A 20,297-nucleotide genomic window follows, 5' to 3' on the forward strand; every position below is an offset into this window, starting at 1 on the left:
GGACCCGTTCCGCTGGCAACGGATCACGTTCGGCCACAGGCCGCTATTGGACGCCAGGGCGGCGCGATTGTTGGAAACCCCGGCCCCCAGGTCGTAGGCGCGGTTGAAGCCGTCGCGAATCATGCCCTCGCTGACGGGGGTCGCGGTGCTGAGCCGGTCGCCCCCGCCGATCCTGCTGAAATGGTAGCCGGTGGCAGCCCCCGCGTTTTCCGCGGCAGCCCACCAAGCCGCCCGCTCGGCGGTTCCGATGGTCGCCTGGGTGTCGGTCGCCGGCGTGGCGAGGTCGATGGTTCCGTGATACCAAAGGTGGACGTCGCTGTGGCTGGAGGAATTGGCGCCGTCGAGATTGATCAACTCGCGGTTGAAGGCGCCGGCGAGCGATTGACCCGTGATCGGATCCCCGTCGCCGATGTTCTGCCAGTAGTTATCTGCGAAGAGGACGTTCGTCCATGTCTGCACCGCCGCATCGCCGAAAAGGGAAACCGGCTCGGGATCGAGCGTCGTGACCTGGTCCACCCAGATGCCCTGTTGACCTAACAGCCTGGCCATTTCCGTCACCACCGAACCACCGCGACTGTGGCCGATCAGATGCAGAGGCAACTCCACCAGCGGTCTTCCGCCCGTATCGGCGCTAAGCAGGGAATCGGTCAATGCATTGACCGCGATCTGGGCGACCTGACCGGTCGACGCCTGGAAGAATCCATCGATCGCCGACCAGTCCAGCTTGATCAAAACTTCGCCCGAGTCGGACTCGGTCGGGCCCACACCCGCGAGCCGGGTCAGGGTGGCGGGTGAGGAAGTCGATGATACCAATAAGCGGTAACAGCCCGCTTCACTCCCGGCAAAACCGGGGTGGCCGGGGATTTCCTCGGCCATCGGGATGATCCAGCCGTCCACCCCGCTATTGAAGCCGTGGACGATGACCGTGACACCGCCGGCGAGCAGGTGCCCCGGAAGAAGCACGACGGCCAGCAAGAGGGCGGACGTCGCGCGTCGGAACGAAAAGCCGGGGTGATTCACGGGTTTCAGACAAGACCATGCCCGGCACCGCGTCAATCACCCCTCGCCTCTCAGCGACCGAGCTGCTGATCGAGGATGGCCTTGAACTGGCTCTCAAACTGGTCGGCCGCCTGTTTGAACACGTCGTTCACCAGGGATTTCTTCGCGGCGAAGTCGTGGATGGTGTGGGAATCCTCGGAACGGCAGACCGTCGTGCGGGTGAACAGCTTCTTGCCGCTGGCGTCGGCCAGCCAGACATTGCAGACGATCTCGGCACCGAGATAGGTCTGGTCGTCGCTGCGGCTGAAACGGACAAGTCCGTATCGCACCAGCTCGCCGTCGAAGCGATACGGGGCGGAGGTCGCCAGCTTCGGCCCGAAGAACGGGTCGTTCTTCACCACCTTGGAACCGCGCTCGCGCAGGGCCTCGCCGATGTCCCGGCGTGCCGCCGCGTTCACCTCGTCGAGCTGCGCCCCGTACTGCTTCTTGAACTCGCTCGCCTGGTGCGCCGTCACGCCGGCATCGATGGCCAATCCGATCAAGGCCGGGAGCGCCCCGCCGCCGGTCGCCATCGGCACGCCATTCGCGGCGCCGGGAGACTGGGTGCCGCTCGCCGGCTGGAAGTCCTCCGGACCGACCGCCGGCTTGGCGACCGTCACCTGGGTGATCGCGGCCTTCTGTTTCTCGCTCAGGGTCGAGCTGCAGTTGCAGAAAAGCAGGGTGGAAACCGCCAGGACGGAGGAAGGGAAGAGTTGCTTCATGAAATGTTGGATGATGGGAATACCACCCTGCACGGACCGCAGGGCCGCGCGGTTTATCTTCCCGAAAACACGAAGACAAGCCCTCGCCGGAAGAAAACCGGCCACCCGCCGGGATCAATTGCCGAAGGCTTTCAACACCTCGCCCGCATCCGTGGCTTTCAACAACAGGGCGCCGCGCTTCGCGTGGACCTCGTCGCTCTCCTTCAGGGCCTCCTCCGTCGATTCCATTTTCCCGACTTTCGCCGGCAAGCTGTCCCGGTCTTCCGAGGACGCGCTCTTGGTCAACTTGCGGATGCACTTTCCATCTTCGTAGTAGAGGCGGGTCTCCGAGCGGGTATCAACCGTGGTGGGATTGGTCCCGTCGTCACCCGGCCGTGGGGCGAACTGCCACAGCGTGTGGACGGAGAAGACGAAGAACAGCTCGCCGTCCTTGAAGTAGTAATGGTCGTCGCCCTCCCCGTGTTCCGCGCCGAAGGACAAGGTCACGGCCGCGAAGCCACTGTCGAACTCACGCACGGTGAGGGTGCCTGAAAGCGGCTCGTCCTCGAATTTGATCGTGCGCTCTTTCTTCGCGGTCGCCTCCTGGATCGTTTGATACCAGCCGCGGATCTCCTTCACCCGCTCAGCGGGGGCCGCGTGGAGGCTACCGATCAATGCCAATAGGAGAAACCGCTTCATGTCATCAGGCTGGCCCGCCCGCCGCGGCCGGTCAATGGCGCAGCGCCGGTCCTGTTAGAAAGGCCAGATCCGCGGGATCAGCAGGGTGGCCACACCCCACAGGACCAAGTTGAGCGGGATACCCACCTTGAGGAAGTCACTGAACTTGTAGCCGCCGGCCCCGTAGACATAGGTGTTGGTCTGGTAGCCGACCGGGGTGATGAAGCTGGCGCTGGCGCCGAACATGATGGCGACGATGAAGGGCCGCGGGTCGACCCCCATCGAGTCGGCGATGGAGATGACGATGGGCGTCAGCAGGATCGCCACGGCGTTGTTCGTCACCAGCTCGGTGAGGATGGAGGCGAGCAGGTAGATCGCGGCCAGCATCACCACGGGCCCGAAGGCTTCCAGCCACCGCACCACCTGGCCGGCGATCAATCCCGCCGCACCGGACTTTTCCATCGCCAGGCCGATGCCGAGCATGCCGTAGATCAGGAACAGGATGCTCCACTCGATGCTCTTGTAGCCGTCGCGGATGTCCAGGCAGCGGGTGACGATCGCCAGCACCGCACCGATCAACGCGGCGCTGGTGATCGACATCAGGTCGAAGGCGGCGAAGAGCACGACCACCGCCATGATGGCCACCGCGAGCATGACCTTCGACTTCCGCGGCGGCTTGACGGCGCTCTCGTTGAGACTGAGGAAATTCTCCTGCCGCTGGAGCTGCACGAGGTTGTGGACCGGGCCTTCGAGCAGCAGGGTGTCGCCGAAGGCCAGGCGGATGTCCTGGTAGCCTTCCCTGAGGTTGGCGCCGTTGCGGTGCACGGCGGCGACCACCACGCCGAAGTTCCGCCGGATGTTCGACTCGCGGACGGTCTTGCCGACCAGGTCGCTGCGCCGGCCGATGATCGCCTCGACGGTCTTGATCTCGACGTCATCGGCATCGTCGTCGCCGTCGTCCCCGCCGACCTTCTCGTGGAGAAGCATCACGCCCTTGGTGGCGCGGATCTCGGCGAGGTGCTTGGAGGTCGCGCGGAACCAGAACAGGTCGTGTTCCTGGATCACCAGGGCGTCGAGCGGGATGTCATCGACCCGCCGGCCGTGGCGCACGACCTCGTAGACGATGGTCCGCTTGCGGTCGGAGAAGAGCGGGTGCTCGATCAGCCGCTGGCCCGCCAGAGGCGAGTCCTCCAGGATTTCCACCGCGCTGCAGAAACGCCGGGTGTCCTCCGCGTCGAGCAGGCTGCTGACCGTGTCCCGCACCGGCAGCAGGTGGCGGCCGAAGAAGAAAAGATAGACGAAGCCGACCGCCGCGTAGATCGCGCCGAGGCCGCTGATTTCGAAGATCCCGAACGGCGCCTGGCCATATTCCTTGGCCACCCCGGCCACCAGCAGGTTGGTCGAGGTGCCGATCAGGGTGATGGTGCCGCCGAGGATGCTCAGGAAGGACAGCGGGATCAGCAGCTTGCTCGCCTTGAGCCCGGACTTCCGCGCGAAAGCCATCATCACCGGCAGGAACACGATCACCACCGGCGTGTTGTTCATGAAGGCGGACAGCGGCATCACGATCAGCGCCAGGATCGCCAGCGCCCGGTTCATCGAGGATCCCGCCCATCTTCCGAAGCGGTGCGCCAGCCAGTCGATCGCGCCGGTGCGGGTCAGCGCCTCGCCGAGCACGAACATCGCGCCGATGGTCATCGGCGCCGGGTTGCTGAAGACCGCCTTCAGGTCATCCTCCCGCAGGACTCCCGAGGCCAGCAGCACGCACATCCCGCCGAGCGCCACCAGGTCGGCCGGCAGCCATTCCTTGGCGAAGCAGAGGAACACCCCCGCGAGCACCGCGAAGGTCAGGATCAGATGGAAGCTTTCCCAGGTCATGGAGGGGGATGGCGCGCTCCCTCTTCCATCGCCGGGATCCCGGTGCCCGCAAGGCAATTCGGCGGATCCCGGGTGGAACGTGTTAGAACGGCCAGATCCTCGGGATCACGAAGACCGCCACGCCCCAGAGGATCAGGTTCAGCGGGATGCCGACCTTGAGGAAGTCGGCGAACTTGTAGCCGCCGGCACCGTAGACGTAGGTGTTGGTCTGGTAGCCGATGGGCGTGCTGAAGCTGGCGCTGGCGCCGAACATGATGGCGACGATGAAGGGCCGCGGGTCGACGCCCAGCGAAACGGCGATCGAAATGGCGATGGGCGTCAGCAGGATCGCCACGGCGTTGTTGGTCACCAGCTCGGTGAGGATCCAGGCGAGCAGGTAGACCGCGGCGAGGATCACCAGCGGACCGAAGCCTTGCAGCAGCCCGACCACGCCGTTGGCGATCAGCGCGGCGCCGCCGGTCTTTTCCATCGCCAGGCCGATCCCGAGCATGCCGTAGATCAGGAACAGGATGCTCCACTCGATGCTCTTGTAGCTGTCCCGCACGTCCATGCAGCGGGTGGCGATGACCAGCACGGCGCCGACCAGGGCGGCGCTGGTGATGGAGATCAAGTTGAAGGCCGCGCCCAGCACGACCGCGGCGAGGATGGCGACGGCTATCGCGACCTTCGACTTCCGCGGCGGCTTCACCACGCTTTCGTTGAGGCTGAGGAAATGGCCCTCCCGCTGGAGTTGCATCAGGTTGTGGACCGGTCCCTCCATCAGCAGCGTGTCGCCAAAGGCCAGGCGGATGTTCTGGTAGCCCTCGCTGAGGTTCACGCCCTTGCGGTGCACGGCGGCAACCACCACGCCGTAGGTCCGCCGGATGTTGGATTCCTTCACGCTCTTGCCGACCAGCTCGCTCTGCGGACCGATGATCGCCTCGACCGTCTTGATCTCGAGATCGCCGGCCCCGCCCGGGGCGTCGGTGCTGACCTTGTCGTGCAGCATCTCGACGCCCTTGGTGGCGCGGATCTCGGCAAGCTGCTTCGAGGTGGCGCGGAACCAGAACACGTCGTGTTCCTGGATCACCAGGGCGTCGAGCGGGATGTCATCGACCCGCCGGCCGTGGCGCACGGTTTCATAGACGATGGTCTTCTTGCGGTCGGAGAACAGCGGGTGCTCGATCAGCCGCTGGCCGGCCAGCGGCGAGCCCGCCAGGATCTCCACCGCGCTGCAGAAACGACGGGTGTCCTCCGCGTCGAGCAGGCTGCTGACCGTGTCCCGCACCGGCAGCAGGTGGCGGCCGAAGAAGAAGAGATAAAGGAAACCGACGACCGCGTAGACCGCGCCGAGGCCGCTGATTTCAAAGATCCCGAACGGCGTCTGGCCCTGCTCCACCGCCAGCCCGGCGACCAGCAGGTTGGTCGAGGTGCCGATCAGGGTGATCGTGCCGCCGAGGATGCTCAGAAAGGACAGCGGGATCAGCAGCTTGCTCGCCTTGAGCCCGGACTTCCGCGCGAAGGCCATCATCACCGGCAGGAACACGATCACCACCGGCGTGTTGTTCATGAAGGCCGACAGCGGCACCACGATCAGCGCCAGGATCAGCAGCGCGCGGTTCATCGAGCGCCCCGCCCATTTTTCGAAGCGGTGCGCCAGCCAGTCGATCGCGCCGGTGCGGGTCAGCGCCTCGCCGAGCACGAACATCGCGCCGATGGTCATCGGTGCAGGGTTGCTGAAGATGCGCTTCAATTCCGGCTCGCCCAGCACGCCGGTCACCAGCAGCACCGACATCCCGCCGAGCGCCACCAGGTCGGAGGGGAACCATTCCTTGATGAAGCAAAGGAACACGCCCGCCAGCACGGCGAAAGTCAGGATCATCTGGCAGTTCTCCCAGGTCATGGTGTCACGGCTTCCACCCTTTCCGCCACCGTGGCTTGAAGCAAGCATGCTCTTCCCGGCGGACCGCGAAAGCTTGCCATGGCAGGCCGCGCTGCCTTGGCTGGCCGCGACATGCCCGAAATCCCGCCTGCGCTCGCCACCTACATGGAAGGTCTCCGCACCCACGACATCGCCATGATCGGCTCATCGTTCTCCCCGGACACCGTCTTCATCACGCCGGTCAAGACCATGGGCCACGACGAGATCCTCGAATTCCTCACCGCCCTTTACCGCGGCTTTCCCGACTGGAGCTATGGCTACGACGAGTCCGAGGTCGACTTCCGCGACGACGGCCTGATCGGCGTGAAATGGCGGCAGGGCGGCACCCACACCGAGAAGCTGGAATTCCCCGGCTTTCCCGGCGTCGAGGCCACCGGCCGCAGCGTGACCATTCCCGAGCACTACTTCTATTACCGCGTCGAAAACGGTGCCCTCACCGAGATCCGCCCGGTTCCCGTCCCCGGCGGTGCGCCGCGCGGGATCTTCGAGCAGATCGGCGTCGAACTCCCGCCCCTCTGAGCCCATGGCCTACGCCATCATCACCCGCGACAAGCCGGACTCCGCCCACCTGCGCGAGCAACACGCCGGCGCGCACAAGCGCTACCTCGACGCCCACAACGACCGGCTGTTGCTGGCCGGCGGGGCGATGCTCGACGACGGCGGCACCATCCCCCACGGCGGGATCCTGATCCTCGACACCGACAGCCGGGCCGAGGCCGAGGCCTTCGTCGCCGGCGACCCGTTCAACACCTGCGGCCTTTTCGAAAGCGTCTTCATCACCCGCTGGCGGAAGGCCTTCTATCACCACGAGCGCTTCGTGGACCTGTGACGATCAGCCCTTGAGCGCGCTGGTGAAGTGCCCGATGCCGGTCTTCACCTCGGCCAGCGCCTCGCGCAGGAGCTCGGCTTGCTCCGCGGTGAGTTCCTGCGACTTCAAGGCGGTCTCCAAGGAGCCTGCCAGCACTTCCTCGCCGCGCACGCACTCGGCCAGCACGGCTTGAAGCTCGTCGTCGCCGAGCTTTTCGCGCAGCCGCATCCACCAGCGGTGGGCCCCGCCCTCGACGCTGCCGCCGGCTTCCGGCTGCTCGCCTTCGCGGCGGATCAGCCCGGACACGCGCTGCCCGATTTCGTGCCGTCGCGCGGCGATTTCGCGGAAGGCGTCGGCCAGATGGGACTTGGGCATCAACTCGGCTGCCTGGTGGAAGCCTTCGTAGGAATCCGCGTAGCGGGTGAGGACGTTTTGGAGATCCGGAACGGCGGTCGAGGCGGGCTCTGCATCCATGATTCCAGATCCCTACACGAGGCGTCACCGCGGCACACGCCCAAAGCTCCCGCGCGCTCCAACTCGACAGCCCCGCGCGAAAGCTTCAGGTTCGGAGGCCATGAACCGCCGCACCTTCACCCGCACCGCTGCCGCCTTCGCCGCCGCGCCCTTCCTTTCGACCTCCCGCTCGCTGGGTGCGAGCTACGGCGAATACGGCGACTTCAAGAAGCGCGTCGCGGTGATCGGCTCCGGCTGGTTCGGCAAGGTCGACGTGCTGCGCCTGATCCAGGTCGCGCCGGTCGAGGTGGTCGGGCTGTGCGACGTCGACTCGAAGATGCTCGACGGGGCCGCGGACATCGTCGCCAGCCGCCAGCTTTCGAAGAAGCGCCCGCCGACCTTCAAGCACTACCAGGAGCTGCTGGAGAAGGAGCGGCCGGAGATCGTGATCATCGCCACGCCCGACCACTGGCACGCCTTGCCCGCGATCGCGGCGATGGAAGCCGGCGCCGATCTCTATTTGCAAAAGCCGATCTCCGTCGATGTCGCCGAAGGCAAGGCGATCCTCGACACCGCGCGCAAGCACCAGCGGGTCGTCCAGGTCGGCACCCAGCGCCGCTCGACGCCCCACCTCATCGACGCCAAAAAACAGGTCGTCGACGCCGGCCTGCTGGGGGACATCGCCCACGCCGAGATCTGCTGCTTTTACCACATGCGCAACGGCACCACGCCGGCGCAGGCCAAGGCGACGGTGCCGCCCCATCTCGACTGGGAACTGTGGACCGGCCCCGCGCCGCTGCGGGAATACAACAGCATCGTCCACCCGCGCAGCTGGCGCGCCTTCATGGAATACAGCAACGGCATCATCGGCGACATGTGCATCCACATGCTCGACACCGTCCGCTGGTTGCTCGACCTCGGCCCGGCGCGGCGGGTTTCCTCCAGTGGCGGCATCTACGTCGACCCGGCAAGCATCGCCAACATCACCGACACCCAGACCGCCACCTTCAGCTTCGACGGCTTGGAGGTCGTGTGGAACCACCGCTCGTGGGGCGAGGCGACCGACCCGGAGTACCCCTGGGCCTTCTTCCTCTACGGCGACAAGGGCACCCTCAAGGCGGACCTCCACAAGTGGGAATTCATCCCGCGCGGCAAGGGTCCGCGGCTCAAGGGAACGGCCTTGATCGAATTCGACAAGTACCCCGAGGACGAGACCGAGAAGGACCTGGAGGTCCACGTCGCCTCCGCCGGCCGCGGCCACATGCGCGACCTCCTGCTCCGCGTCGCCGACCGCGGCAAGCCGGTGGCCGACATCGAGCAAGGCTACCTTTCGACCACCGCCTGCATCCTCGCGAACATGTCGCAGAAGCTCGGCCGCTCGCTGGCCTGGGACAACGACGCCACGCGGATCGTCAACGACGACGAGGCCAACCTGGCCCTCGCCCGGCCCTACCGCGCGCCGTACGTGCATCCGTGAGCGACCGGCGTAAAGGGCAGATCATTCAGAAGGGAGCGCCGACTTCAGTCGGCTTGGACGGTTGGATGGAGGCGGGTCCGGCCGGCCGGCACCGTTCCAGCCGGGAGTGAATGATCGCGAACCCGGCAAGCGAGGTTTGGATCCCTCCAAGCTCGCGCCTCCACCCACCATCCCTCCAAGCCGGATGAATCCGGCGCTCCCTGCGGACCGGATTCATGACGGCCATGAAAAGCCCTCTGGCAATCGTGTCATTCGGGCGTCCTTCCCGCTTGGGTCGCCGGGATTCCACGGCATGATCCGGCCATGTCCGAGTGGATCCACCGCGCCCTCGCCGAGCGCTTCCCTTCCATCGAGTCGGCGGTCTCCGAGATCGCCGCGCTGAAGGCCCAGCTGGAGCTGCCCAAGGGCGTGATCCACGTGATCTCCGACATCCACGGCGAGGCGAAGAAGCTGCGCCACGTGATCAACAACGCCTCCGGCCGGCTGCGGCCGCTGGTCGAGGACCTGTTCCGCGACGAACTCGACGAGGAGGAATTCCGCGAATTCCTCAACGTGCTCTACTACCCGGCGGAGATCCTGCAACTGAAGGGCGAGGACCTGTCCGACGAGGAGGCGCGCTACCAATGGGTGCTGAAGATCCTCAAGCGGCAGTTCGCGCTGATCCGGGTGATGATCCGCAACCGCCGCCGCAAGACGGTCAAGGCGATGGCGCCGAAGGAACACCGCGAACTCTTCGAGGTGCTGCTGAACTACCCCGCCGGCGGCCACGCCGAGGTCTTCCTCGAGGTCCAGCTGCGCGAGATGGTGAAGCGGCGGCTGGCCTTCTCCGCGATCCGCAGCGCCTCGCGCTTCATCCGCAACCTGACGGTCGAGGAGCTGATCGTCGCCGGCGACCTCGGCGACCGCGGGCCGCGGCTCGACCGGGTGGTCGACTACCTCCTGCGCCAGCCGAACGTTTCGCTGATCTGGGGCAACCACGACGTCAGCTGGATGGGCGCCTGCCTCGGCCAGGAGGCCCTGATCGCCCTGGTGCTACGGATTTCGCTGCGCTACCGCCGGCTCTATCAGCTCGAGGAGGGCTACGGGCTGCTGACCAAGGCGCTGGAGCAGCTCGCCCAGACGGCCTACGGCGACGACCCGGCCGAGCATTTCCTGTCGAAGCGCGAGGGCGAGCGCGACCCGCTGCTTATCGCCCGCATGCACAAGGCCGCCGCGGTGCTCGAGTTCAAGCTGGAGGGCCAGCTGGTCGAGCGTCATCCGGAGTGGCGGATGGACGACCGCAACGTGCTGCGGCAGATCGACTTCGCCAAGGGCACTGTCCGCCTCGGCGGCCGCGACTACCCGCTGCGCGACACCTCCCTGCCGACCGTCGACCCCGCCGATCCCAACCGCCTGTCGGAGGACGAGCAGCACTGCATCGACCGCCTGGTGGAGTCGTTCACCACCTCGCCCCGCCTGTGGCAGCACATGCAGTGGATGGCGGAACGGGGGAAGATGGCGCTGGTCCGCGACCGCGCGGTGATCTTCCACGCCTGCCTGGCGGTGGACGCGGACGGCAACTACCTGCCGCTGACCATCGACGGCAAGGAGTGCCGCGGCCCAGAGCAGTTCGACGCCCTGAACCGCGTGATCAAGCGCGCCTTCCGCGCCGGCACCCACGCCACGCGGGAGGACAAGGACTGGTTCTACTACCTGTGGGCCGGGCCGCGCTCGCCGCTGTTCGGCAAGGACCGGATGGCCACTTTCGAGACCTACTTCGTCGCCGACAAGACGACCCACAAGGAGGTGAAGAACCCGTGGTTCCGCTGGATCCACGACTTCGGTTTCTGCGACCGGATTTGCCAGGAGATGGGCGTCGCGGAAGGTGGCATCGTGGTCAACGGCCACGTCCCGGTGAAGGTCGAGCAAGGCGAAAGCCCGCTCAAGGACGGCGGCAACGCGGTCACCATCGACGGCGCTTTTTCCGAAGCCTACGGCGACCGCGGCTACACCCTGATCCTCGGTCCTGAGGGCGAGGTTCTGGCAGAGCACCACGCCTTTCCGGATCCCATCTCGGCGGTGCGCCAGGGCGACGACCTGATCCCCATCCGCACCCTGCTTCGCGGCTATCCGCGCCCGCGCAGTGTCGGCGACACCGAACAGGGCGAGGCGATCCGCGCCCAGATCCGGGCGCTCGAGGAACTGGTCACGGCCTTTGAAAACGGCGACATCCAGGAGCGCCCGCCGCGCTGAGCCGCTCTATCTCCGCCTCGCCACGTAGATGCAGTGCCGCGGCTTCTTCGCCTTGGCATGGGCCTTCGCCGGGTGCGCCTCGACGCGGAATCCGGCGCGGACCAGCGCCTTTTCGAAGGCCGGCGTGGGATGGGCCATCCAGTAGGCGGCGCAAGCGGCCGGGGCCAGCGTCTCGCGGACCTTGGCAAAGAAGGCCGGCGTGTAGAGCCGCGAGTTGCCCCCGGTGATCAGCATGTCCGGGCCGTCGTCGATGTCGACCAGCAGTGCGTCGAGGCTGCCCTTGGGGTACTTCGCCAGGCAGTGGAACAGGTCGCCCTCGTAGATCCTCGTCCGCTCGTCGGCGAGGATCGGGCCGTTGTGTTCGACGAGGAAGGTGCGGTTCCAGCCGATGATCTCCGGCATCAGCTCCGCGACCTCGACCGTGGCCGGGCTGCCGACCACCTCCAGCGCCCGCTTGAGCGTGAAGCCCATGCCGAGCCCGCCGATCAGGACCTTCGGATGCTTCGGGCGCCCTGGCATCCCCTCGGCGATGCCCGCGCATCCCAGCTCCGCCAGCATCTGCTCGGAGTGGGTCAGCGCCGTGCTCATCAGCTCGCGCCCGTCGTTCTTGAGATAAAAACGCCCGTCGTGCTTGTGCAGGGTGAACAAGGTGCCGTCGGGCAGGCGGGCCTCGGCGAGTTGGACGTAGGGTTTCACGCGAGCGACCATCTCCCGAATCCCCGCGCGGGCAAGTCCGGGCTTTTTCGACAGGACGGACGGCCATCCCGGGTTTAATGAATGACCGCCCGGGCCGCGCCTTTGCGACCGTCCGCTTTTTCCCAGGAACGTTTTTCACCTTCGCGAAGTCCCCTAGAGCCGACCGCCCATTTCCGCCATGTTCACGACCCCACGGCTTCTCGCCCTCACCACCTTCGTCCTGACCCCGCTCGCCGCGTGGTCCAAGCCGCTGCCCGAGGCCACGGTCGAGCAGGCCGCGGCACGCATCGACTCCCTGCTCGAAGCGGACCTCAAGCGCGCCGGCAGCACGCCCAACCCGCGGGTCGACGACGCCACCTTCCTCCGCCGCGCCTACCTCGGCATCGTCGGCCGCATTCCGTCGGAAGCCGAGGCGCTGGCCTTCCTCGACGATCGGGCCGGCGACAAGCGGAGCGCCCTGGTCGACCGGCTCGTCGCCTCGCCCGGCTTCGACTCCCACCTCTTCAACTGGACCGCCGACCTGCTGCGGGTGCAGACGCGCCAGGAACAGTTCGGGCTCGGCTGGCATGTCTGGTTGCGCCAGTCGCTCGCCGGCGACACGCCGTGGGACCAGCTGGTTTCCGAAATGCTCGGCGCCACCGGCCACTGCGTCACCGACCCGGCGGTCGGCTACTATCTGCGCGACCGCAACATGCAGCTGGATAACTTCAGCAACTCGATGCAGGTCTTCCTCGGCCGCCAGATCGGCTGCGCCCAGTGCCACGACCACCCGTTCGACACCTGGACCCAGTACGATTACTACCAGATGGCGGCCTTCGGCGGCGGAATCGAGTACCGCAGCAAGGAAGCGCAGGACCTGATCCGCAAGACGGTCCAGGAACTGTCCTCGTCGAAGACCGCGGCCAACGGACCGCGGGAGATCAAGGCGGCCGGCAAGAACAAGAATGCGGAAAAGAAGCGCCGCCGCGAGCTCCAGCGCGCCAACAAGACGCTCGCCGGCCAGTTCCGGCCGATCTTCAAGGACTTCAACAAGAACGCCATCCTCGACGACCCCGGCGCGATGTTGAAGCTGCCGGACGACTACCAGTACCGCGACGGTAAACCCGGCGAGATCGTCGCGGCGGAAACCCTGTTCGGCGAAAAAATCAGCGGGGTCGCCCCCGAAGACCGCCGCGAAACCTTCGCAGCGTGGGTGACCTCGCCGGACAACCCGTATTTCACCAAGGTCATCGCCAATCGCCTGTGGGCCCGCACCTTCGGCCACGGCCTCGTCGACCCGGTCGACGACTGGAGCGAGGACACCGTCCCATCGCATCCCGAGGTGCTGGCCTATCTCGACACCACCATGAAGGGCGTCGGCTACGACCTCCGCCAGTTCCTCCGCATCCTCTACCGCACCCGCCTCTTCGAGCGCGAATGCCTCGACGAGGAGCCTGCCATGGGCATGCCGCTCGCCTTCCGCGGGCCGACCCTGACGCGCATGAGCGCGGAGCAACTGCACGACTCGTTCCTGGTCCTCACCCGCAGTTCCATCGACGACTCGCCGACGCCGGCCTTCACCAAGTCGTGGGATGCCTACCGCCAGCAGGTCACCAACCTGCTCAATGCCGAAACCCGCGACCTGGTCCTCCTCGGCGAGTCCGCGCGCCAGGGCGAGAAATTGCTCCGCGAGGCCCAGGCCGGACTGCGCGCCGCCCAGAAAGCCCGTGCAGTCGCCGGCACCCCGGCGGAACGCAGCGCCGCGCAGGCCGAATTCCAGCACGCACGCGAGGAATTCCTCGCCGCGCGCAAGCAGGCCGACCCGCTCCGCGCGATGCAAATGGGCAAGCGCGCCGGTGCCCGGGACAACAACGGCTCGCTCCGCGCCTCCGAGCACCCGGCCCCCTTCAACCCCGGCAGCTTGGTGCGCGAGTTCGGCGGCTCCGACCGCCAGACCCCGTCCTCCAGCGACACCACCGCCACGGTTCCCCAGGCGCTGGCCCTGCTCAACAACCCCAAGACCGACATCGTCGCCGGCAAGAAAAGCATGCTCGGCCGGCAACTCGCCAACTTGAAGACGCCCCGGGAGCGGCTCGATTGCCTGTTCCTCACCCTCTTCAGCCAACGCCCCGACGCCGCGGAGCAGGAGCGCTTCCTGCCCCTCGCCAAGGACCCCACCGCCCTCCGCGACCTCGCCCGCGCGATGATGACTTCCAACCGCTTCCTGTTCATCCAGTAACCGTCACCCCGACCCGCCATGCGCCCGAACCAACTCGACGAAATCAATCGCCGCGACTTCCTCAGCCGCACCGCCCGGACCTGCTTCGGCCTCACCATCGGCGGCTCGATGGCCAAGCTCTTCGACAGCCCCGCCTTCGCCGCCGATCCCGCGGTCGTCCAGGCCGGCGGCGGCAAGGCGAAACACGTCATCTACCTCTACATGTCGGGCGGCATGACCCACCTCGACACCTTCGACCCCAAGCCCGACGCGCCCTCCGAGTACCGCGGGCCGGTCAAGGCGATCTCGACCAAGGCCGACGGCATCCAACTCGGCCACTGTCTGCCCGGGCTCGCCAAACACGCCGACAAGATCGCCCTCATCCGCTCCCTCAGCACCACCCAGGGCGCCCACGAACAAGGCAAGTACCTGATGCACACCGGCTACGCCCCGCGCGGCACCGTGACCCATCCCTCGTCCGGCTCCTGGGTCGCCAAGCTCGCCGGCCGCATCAATGCGGATCTCCCCCCCTTCGTCCTGGTCGGCGGCGCCAACCGCCACCCGGGCGGGGGCTTCTTCGAACCGGAGTTCTCGCCCCTGCCGATCGGCGACCCGGAACTCGGCCTCCAGAACATCCGGCGCCGCTCCAACACCACCGACGATTCGTTCAAGCGCCAGCTCGACCTCCGCCGCGAGCTCGACCACGACTTCGACACCCGCTACCACAAGGGCCAGAAATCGGTGCGCGCCTACAACGAGGTCTACGACGCCGCCGTCACCATGATGAATTCAAAGGACCTCGAGGCCTTCGACCTGTCCAAGGAACCCGCCGACAGCCGCGCCGCCTACGGCAGCGAGCGCTTCGGCCAGGGCGTCCTGCTCGCCCGCCGCCTGGTGGAACGCGGCGTCCGTTTCGTGGAGGTCGAATACGGCGGCTTCGACTGGCACGCCGACAATTTCGAACAAATGGAGGAGAAGATCCCGGTGCTCGACCAGGCGCTTTCCACCCTGCTCTCCGACCTCGCCGCCCGCGGGCTGCTCGACTCGACGCTGGTCGTCGTCGCCACCGAGTTCGGCCGCTCGCCGAAGATCACCCCGAACGCCGGCCGCAACCACTTCCCCAAGGCATTCTCCTGCATGCTGGCGGGCGGCGGGGTCCGCGGCGGCCAGGTCTACGGTGCCACCGACAAGACCGGCTCGAACGTGATCGAGAACAAGGTCGGCGCCGCCGACTTCAACGCCACCATCGCCTTCTCCCTCGGCCTCCCCCACGACCTGCCGGTGATGTCGCCCGCCAAGCGCCCGTTCAAGATGGGCGGACAGGAAGGCAAGCCGATCACCGCGATCTTCGGCTGACCGGAACGCCGGTGACACGCGCGGCCGCGAACCGGCAGCATCCGGTCAGGCGATGATCTCCCGGATCGGCCCGTGCCCGTCCTCGACCAGCCGTGACACGGGGCCCAGCTCGGGGATGAACATCTTGGTGTGATCGATCCCGAGCTGATGGAGGATCGTCGCGTGGAGGTCGCTGTAGTAATGCGGATTCTCCACCGCCCGGTAGCCGACCTCGTCGGTGGCCCCGTGAATGATGCCGCCCTTGATGCCGCCGCCGGCCATCCAGGAGGTGTAGCCCTTCGGGTTGTGATCGCGGCCGGTGGTGTTCTGGGACCATGGCGTGCGGCCGAACTCGCTGGTCCAGACGACCAGCGTGTCGTCCAGCATCCCGCGCTGCTTCAGGTCGCGGATCAGGCCGGCGATCGGCTTGTCGGTCGCCCGGCACAGCGGCTCGTGGGATTTCATGTCGCCGTGGGCGTCCCAGCCGCCGTTGCCGCCGCCGGAGTGGCAGATCTGGATGAAGCGCACCCCGCGCTCGGCCAGCCGCCGCGCCAGCAGCAGCTGCTTGCCGAAGTCCCGGGTGATGTCCTCATCCATGCCGTAGAGCGCCTTCACGTGCTCCGGCTCCTTCGAGAAATCGACCGCCTCGGGCGCGGACAGTTGCATGCTCGCCGCCAGCTCGTAGGCCTTCATCCGCGCCTGGATGTCGCTGTTGAGCGCATATCTTTGGCGGAACTCCGCGTTCATGCTTTCCAGCACCTTCATCTGCCGGTCGCGCTCGGCGGCCGGGGTGCCCTTCGGCGGATGCAGGTTCGGGATCGGCACCTCGCCCGCCTGGAAGGGCGTCGCGGAGACCGAGGCCCCGAGGTAGCCGCCGGTCAGCTGCACCGGCGAGGACGGCCGGCCGATGTTCACGAAGCTCGGCAGGTCGCGGTTCACCGAGCCGAGCGCGTGGGACACCCAGCTGCCGAAGCTCGGGTGCTCGAAGGCGCGGCCGCGATGCCCGGTGGTGGTCTCGATCACCGCCGGGAAATGATTCCCCTCATGGCACCACATCGAGCGCACCACCGCGATGTCGTCGATCACCCCGCCGACGTGCGGGAACCAGTCGGACACCGGGATCCCCGATTGCCCGTAGCGGGTGAAGGTGCGGTGGCAGGGGATCACCGGGCGCTTCATCTCGGCCAGGTTGTCGCCGAAGCCGATCGCGTCGATGAACTTGCCGACGTGCGCGTTACCCTTTGGGTCGAAGGTGTCGAGGTGGCTGACGCCGCCGCACATGAAAAGGAAGATCACCGACTTCGCCTTCGGCTGGAAATGCGGGCCGAGCATCGCGTCGGGGATCGCGCCGTCCTGGGCCCACAGCCCACCCAGCGCGGTGCCGAGGAAGCCGCCGCCCGCCTGGAACAGGAAGTTCCGGCGGGAAACCAGACCGCGGGAATCGAGGGGCGAACTAGCGGACATAGATGAATTCATCGAGGTTGAAGATCAGCCAGCACAGCGCCTTGAGCCGGTCGGGGTCGCCCTGCAGGTAGTCCAGCGCACGGCCGGTCTCCGCCTCGTCCGGCGGCCGGCCCACGGTCAGGCGGTAGGCCTCGTCGACCGCCGCCTTCAGGTCGCCGCCGGCGCTTTCCCGCAGCCGATCGGCCAGCGCCGCGGAGGCGGTTTCGATCTCCGGGCTGTTCATCAGGAAGAGCGATTGCGGCGCGGTCACGGTGCGGGTCCGCACCGGGCACGGCACCCGTCCGTCGTCCACGTCGAAGGTCTGCAGGAAGCCCGGCGTCAGGTCGCGGCTCGGCGAATACCCGCGGATCATGTACGAGGCCCGCCGTACCGTCGCCGCTTCCTTCCCGCGGCGGCCGCGGCCCGGCTCGAAGGACCGCCCGCCGACCGCGAGGTCGAGCTTGCCCGCCGCCGCGTGGATCGAGTCCCAGACCGGCTCGGCTTCCAGCCGCTCCAGGCGGAAGTGCCAGAGCCAGGTGTTGCCCGGGTCGGCCTGCTGGCTGGCGGCCTCCGCGGGTCCGCTTTCGGAGGCCATCCGATAGGCCCGGGAAGTCACCATCAGCCGGTGCATCCGCTTCATCCGGTAGCCGCCGCGCACGAACTCCGCGGCCAGCCAGTCGAGCAGCGCCGGATGCGTCGGTTCGCCGGCCTGCTTGCCGAAGTCGCTCGGCTGCTGGTGCAGCCCGGTCCCGAAGTGCCATTGCCACATCCGGTTCACCGCCACCCGGGCGAACAGCGGGTTCTCCGGCGCGGTCAGCCAGTCGGTGAAGGCCTCCACCCGGCCGTCGCGGAAATCGTAGTCGCCGCCCGAAAAAGGCCAACCCGGCTGCACCTCATTGTCCAGCTCCGGCCGGGCCGCGTCGCCGCTGGTCAGCACGTAGCTCTTCTCCTGCTCGCGGATCCGATCCACCTCCACGGTGTGGAAGACCGGGATCTCCGGCCCCCGCGGGCCGCTGCGGTCCACTTCGCCCAGTTGCTTTTTCAGCGCGCCCGCCTGCTTGCGGATCTCGTCCGGCAGGATCTCGTCGATCTTGCCGTCGTCGATCCGCAGGATCGGGAAGTAGTCATCGGCGATCTTCTGCTCCGCCACGCTGCGCGCTTCCTCCGGCTTGCGGATCACCTCCTTCACCTCGGCCGGCAGCATCTCCACCCGTTCCTCGTAGAGCTGGCTTTTGAAAGGCTCCAGCAGTGCGGCGAGCTCCTTCACCAGCGGCGCGCGCTTCTCGTCGCGCTCGGCCATTACCTTGCCGGCCTCGATCAGATCGTCCGCGCCCGCCAGCGTCACCTTGCGCAGCACCAGCGGATCGAAGAGCGCCTTCATCGAATAGTAGTCGACCTCCGAGATCGGGTCGAACATGTGGTCATGGCACTTCGCGCAGCCGACGGTCATCCCCATGAAGGCCGTCGAGACCGTGTCCACCGCGTTGATCGCCAGATCCTGCGGGCCCACCCCGGCGCCGCGCGCCAGGAAGCCCAGCGCGAACAGGTCGCCCGGCCGCATTTCCTTCTCGCTGCGGTAGCCGGTCGCCGACATCTGCGTCCGCTCGTCGGACCGGCGGCCGGTCAGCTGGACCTGCACGAATTCATCGTAGGGCACGTCATCCGCCAGCGCGTCGATCACCCAGTCACGCCACAGGTGGATCCCCGGCGCGGCGGTCATCCGCTCGTCCGCGTCCGAGTAGCGCAGCACATCCAGCCAGTGCCGCCCGTAGCGGACCGCGTGCTGCTCGCTTTCCAGCAAGCGGTCGACGACCTTCTCGTAGGCATCCGGCGAGGAATCGGCCAGGAAGGCCTGCTGATCCTCCGGGGACGGCGGCAGGCCGATGAGATCCAGATAGACGCGCCGCAGCAGCACCAGCTTGTCGGCCGGGCCGACCGCCTCCAGCCCGCGCGACTGCCGCTCCACCTCCAGGAAGCGGTCGATCGGATTTTCCCCGGCGGCCTCCAGCGCTGGCACCGGCGGCTCCACCACGGGCGCCAGCGACCACCATGGCTCGTCCGCGCCCGCCGGCTCCGCGGCCGGCAGGGTGCCGCCGGCCAAGAACGCCGCGGCGATGATCCCGCCGAACTTCACGCCCGTTCTGTTTGTTCCGGATACCATGGATTCGTGCGGACCTTCATTGCCGTGAATGGGTTTTCCAAATTCGAAATCATTTCTCCTCCGGCTTCTCCTTGGCCACCAGGGCCGAGGTCGCCTGCTTGAGCTCCGCCACGCCCGCCGGATCCGGCGCCAGCGCCTCCGCCTGAAAGCCCGCCGGCAGGAAGTCCCAGATCACGTTCAGCTCCTTCTGCATGTCACCGGTCTGCGAGGTGCTGGCGAGCACCGCATCCTGACCGGGGAACACCACACAGAACTGCCCTTGGGCCCCGTCCGCGCGGTAGGCGTCGTGCTGGCAGCGCCAGAAGTGGTAGCCGTAGCCTTGCCGCCAGTCCGGCCCCTGGGTGCGGTTCTCCTCGGCATTCGACACCTGCTTCGCGGTCGCCAGCTCCACCCATTCCCGCGGGATCAGCTGCTTGCCCTGCCACTCGCCTTTCTGCAGGTAGAGCTGGCCGAACTTCGCCACATCCTCGGTTTTGAGGAAAAGTCCGTAGCCGCCGATCGAGACCCCTTCCGGGCTCTGGTCCCAGCGCGGGATGTCGATCCCGAGCGGCTCGAACAGGCGCGGCGTCAGGTAGTCCCGCGCCGTCTTCTCCGTGACCTTGGTGACGATCGCCGACAGCACGTAGCTGCCCGGCGTGTTGTATTTGAAGAAGGTCCCGGGTTTGTGGGTCACCGGGTAGGCCAGGAATTCCTTCACCGTCGGCGCGTTCCAGGTCATCTTGGGTTCCGCGTCGTGACCGCAGGTCATCGTCAGCAGGTCGCGCACGGTCATCGCCTTCAGGTTCTCCGAGGGCTCGGCCGGCGCGTCATCGGGGAAGAACTTCAGCACCGGGTCGTCCAGCTTCAGCTTTCCGTCCGCGATCGCCAGCCCCACCGCGGTGGAGGTGAAGCTTTTAGTCACCGAAAACATCACGTGCGGCTTGTCCGCCGCCTCCGGCTTCCACCAGCCCTCGGCCAACACCTCACCATGCCGCAGGATCATCACGCTGTGCATCGTGTCGACCTTCCGGTCGGCTGCCGTGACCAGATCGAGGATCGTCCGCGAAGCCACCCCCGCGGCCTCCGGCGTTGTTCGTGGCAGCGGCGCGGCCGCCGCGCTGGCGAGCAGCAGTGCCAGGAGGGTGGTGATACAGGATCGGGCTTTCATGAAGTTTCGCAGCGGGACCGGGCATTCTGCGGACGGCAAGCAAACCTGCCCGCCAAGGCGGAACGCCGCACCGCAGGCGCGTCTTTCGGACGCGCTCTGTCATCCGGTGATGATCCACCGGCGGCCGGGAAT

General features: G+C 67.0%; 16 protein-coding genes. 6 read left to right on the top strand and 10 right to left on the bottom strand.

The window, feature by feature from the left end; translation table 11 throughout:
• The 5 genes from IG178_RS23235 to IG178_RS23255 all read right to left on the bottom strand — a co-directional run.
• A partial coding sequence (locus IG178_RS23235; RefSeq protein WP_226895707.1) for an alpha/beta hydrolase family protein occupies window positions 1–1,020 on the bottom strand: 1,020 nt, incomplete at its 3' end.
• A gap of 50 nt (window positions 1,021–1,070) precedes the next feature.
• The gene (locus IG178_RS23240) at window positions 1,071–1,760 is read right to left on the bottom strand and encodes a hypothetical protein (RefSeq protein ID WP_193214988.1); all 690 of its coding nucleotides are present in this window, start codon (window positions 1,758–1,760) and stop codon (window positions 1,071–1,073) included.
• Window positions 1,761–1,874: 114 nt separating this feature from the next.
• Window positions 1,875–2,438, bottom strand: coding sequence for a hypothetical protein (locus IG178_RS23245; protein ID WP_193214989.1), 564 nt, complete (start codon window positions 2,436–2,438; stop codon window positions 1,875–1,877).
• A 54-nt stretch (window positions 2,439–2,492) separates the two neighbouring features.
• Window positions 2,493–4,295 carry an SLC13 family permease gene (locus IG178_RS23250; RefSeq protein ID WP_193214990.1) on the bottom strand — a complete coding sequence of 601 codons (1,803 nt, stop codon included), beginning with the start codon at window positions 4,293–4,295 and terminating at the stop codon, window positions 2,493–2,495.
• 82 nt (window positions 4,296–4,377) lie between these two features.
• A complete protein-coding gene (locus IG178_RS23255; RefSeq protein ID WP_193214991.1) occupies window positions 4,378–6,177 on the bottom strand; it encodes an SLC13 family permease in 1,800 nt (599 codons plus the stop codon).
• Window positions 6,178–6,288: 111 nt separating this feature from the next.
• Here IG178_RS23255 and IG178_RS23260 point away from each other — a divergent pair, with 111 nt between their 5' ends.
• Together IG178_RS23260 and IG178_RS23265 are read left to right on the top strand one after the other, a co-directional pair.
• Window positions 6,289–6,735 (top strand): ester cyclase, encoded by a 447-nt coding sequence (locus IG178_RS23260; RefSeq protein ID WP_193214992.1) that lies wholly within the window; start codon window positions 6,289–6,291, stop codon window positions 6,733–6,735.
• A gap of 4 nt (window positions 6,736–6,739) precedes the next feature.
• Window positions 6,740–7,045 carry a YciI family protein gene (locus IG178_RS23265; RefSeq protein WP_193214993.1) on the top strand — a complete coding sequence of 102 codons (306 nt, stop codon included), beginning with the start codon at window positions 6,740–6,742 and terminating at the stop codon, window positions 7,043–7,045.
• A 3-nt stretch (window positions 7,046–7,048) separates the two neighbouring features.
• Here IG178_RS23265 and IG178_RS23270 read toward each other — a convergent pair whose 3' ends face one another.
• A complete protein-coding gene (locus IG178_RS23270) occupies window positions 7,049–7,498 on the bottom strand; it encodes a PA2169 family four-helix-bundle protein (RefSeq protein WP_193214994.1) in 450 nt (149 codons plus the stop codon).
• A 100-nt stretch (window positions 7,499–7,598) separates the two neighbouring features.
• Between IG178_RS23270 and IG178_RS23275 the strand changes: the two genes are divergently transcribed.
• Both IG178_RS23275 and IG178_RS23280 read left to right on the top strand, forming a co-directional pair.
• A complete protein-coding gene (locus IG178_RS23275; protein ID WP_193214995.1) occupies window positions 7,599–8,954 on the top strand; it encodes a Gfo/Idh/MocA family protein in 1,356 nt (451 codons plus the stop codon).
• A gap of 303 nt (window positions 8,955–9,257) precedes the next feature.
• The gene (locus tag IG178_RS23280; protein ID WP_193214996.1) at window positions 9,258–11,186 is read left to right on the top strand and encodes a fructose-bisphosphatase class III; all 1,929 of its coding nucleotides are present in this window, start codon (window positions 9,258–9,260) and stop codon (window positions 11,184–11,186) included.
• Window positions 11,187–11,192: 6 nt separating this feature from the next.
• Here the strand turns inward: IG178_RS23280 and IG178_RS23285 are convergent, their stop codons facing one another.
• Window positions 11,193–11,882: a spermidine synthase family protein gene (locus IG178_RS23285; protein WP_193214997.1), complete on the bottom strand. Its 690-nt coding sequence runs from the start codon at window positions 11,880–11,882 to the stop codon at window positions 11,193–11,195.
• 178 nt (window positions 11,883–12,060) lie between these two features.
• Between IG178_RS23285 and IG178_RS23290 the strand changes: the two genes are divergently transcribed.
• Window positions 12,061–14,100, top strand: a complete 2,040-nt coding sequence (locus IG178_RS23290) for a DUF1549 domain-containing protein (protein ID WP_193214998.1) — start codon at window positions 12,061–12,063, stop codon at window positions 14,098–14,100.
• An 18-nt stretch (window positions 14,101–14,118) separates the two neighbouring features.
• A complete protein-coding gene (locus tag IG178_RS23295) occupies window positions 14,119–15,435 on the top strand; it encodes a DUF1501 domain-containing protein (protein ID WP_193214999.1) in 1,317 nt (438 codons plus the stop codon).
• Between the two features lie 45 nt (window positions 15,436–15,480).
• On the opposite strand, the gene IG178_RS23300 is transcribed toward IG178_RS23295, so the two are convergent.
• Genes IG178_RS23300 through IG178_RS23310 form a run of 3 tightly spaced genes read right to left on the bottom strand, consistent with a single transcriptional unit; the run spans window position 15,481 to window position 20,165 of the window.
• On the bottom strand, window positions 15,481–16,878 hold the full coding sequence (locus IG178_RS23300; RefSeq protein ID WP_193215000.1) for a DUF1501 domain-containing protein: 1,398 nt from the start codon (window positions 16,876–16,878) through the stop codon (window positions 15,481–15,483).
• Window positions 16,868–19,018 carry a DUF1549 and DUF1553 domain-containing protein gene (locus IG178_RS23305; RefSeq protein ID WP_193215001.1) on the bottom strand — a complete coding sequence of 717 codons (2,151 nt, stop codon included), beginning with the start codon at window positions 19,016–19,018 and terminating at the stop codon, window positions 16,868–16,870. Before IG178_RS23305 ends, IG178_RS23300 begins: the two co-directional genes overlap by 11 nt.
• A 49-nt stretch (window positions 19,019–19,067) precedes the next feature.
• Window positions 19,068–20,165 carry a serine hydrolase domain-containing protein gene (locus IG178_RS23310; protein ID WP_193215002.1) on the bottom strand — a complete coding sequence of 366 codons (1,098 nt, stop codon included), beginning with the start codon at window positions 20,163–20,165 and terminating at the stop codon, window positions 19,068–19,070.
• Window positions 20,166–20,297: the final 132 nt, after the last annotated feature.

Source organism: Neoluteolibacter marinus (genome assembly GCF_014904755.1).
GTDB classification, from domain to species: domain Bacteria; phylum Verrucomicrobiota; class Verrucomicrobiia; order Verrucomicrobiales; family Akkermansiaceae; genus Haloferula; species Haloferula marina.

What these genes read in the sequence shown, in the direction of transcription:
- IG178_RS23265 (WP_193214993.1), top strand. Translation starts at nt 6,740, where the DNA reads ATGGCCTACGCCATCATCACCCGCGACAAGCCGGACTCCGCCCACCTG.
- IG178_RS23245 (WP_193214989.1), bottom strand. Translation starts at nt 2,438, where the DNA reads ATGAAGCGGTTTCTCCTATTGGCATTGATCGGTAGCCTCCACGCGGCC.
- IG178_RS23305 (WP_193215001.1), bottom strand. Translation starts at nt 19,018, where the DNA reads ATGGTATCCGGAACAAACAGAACGGGCGTGAAGTTCGGCGGGATCATC.
- IG178_RS23240 (WP_193214988.1), bottom strand. Translation starts at nt 1,760, where the DNA reads ATGAAGCAACTCTTCCCTTCCTCCGTCCTGGCGGTTTCCACCCTGCTT.
- IG178_RS23300 (WP_193215000.1), bottom strand. Translation starts at nt 16,878, where the DNA reads ATGTCCGCTAGTTCGCCCCTCGATTCCCGCGGTCTGGTTTCCCGCCGG.
- IG178_RS23295 (WP_193214999.1), top strand. Translation starts at nt 14,119, where the DNA reads ATGCGCCCGAACCAACTCGACGAAATCAATCGCCGCGACTTCCTCAGC.
- IG178_RS23290 (WP_193214998.1), top strand. Translation starts at nt 12,061, where the DNA reads ATGTTCACGACCCCACGGCTTCTCGCCCTCACCACCTTCGTCCTGACC.
- IG178_RS23310 (WP_193215002.1), bottom strand. Translation starts at nt 20,165, where the DNA reads ATGAAAGCCCGATCCTGTATCACCACCCTCCTGGCACTGCTGCTCGCC.
- IG178_RS23280 (WP_193214996.1), top strand. Translation starts at nt 9,258, where the DNA reads ATGTCCGAGTGGATCCACCGCGCCCTCGCCGAGCGCTTCCCTTCCATC.
- IG178_RS23250 (WP_193214990.1), bottom strand. Translation starts at nt 4,295, where the DNA reads ATGACCTGGGAAAGCTTCCATCTGATCCTGACCTTCGCGGTGCTCGCG.
- IG178_RS23275 (WP_193214995.1), top strand. Translation starts at nt 7,599, where the DNA reads ATGAACCGCCGCACCTTCACCCGCACCGCTGCCGCCTTCGCCGCCGCG.
- IG178_RS23270 (WP_193214994.1), bottom strand. Translation starts at nt 7,498, where the DNA reads ATGGATGCAGAGCCCGCCTCGACCGCCGTTCCGGATCTCCAAAACGTC.
- IG178_RS23260 (WP_193214992.1), top strand. Translation starts at nt 6,289, where the DNA reads ATGCCCGAAATCCCGCCTGCGCTCGCCACCTACATGGAAGGTCTCCGC.
- IG178_RS23255 (WP_193214991.1), bottom strand. Translation starts at nt 6,177, where the DNA reads ATGACCTGGGAGAACTGCCAGATGATCCTGACTTTCGCCGTGCTGGCG.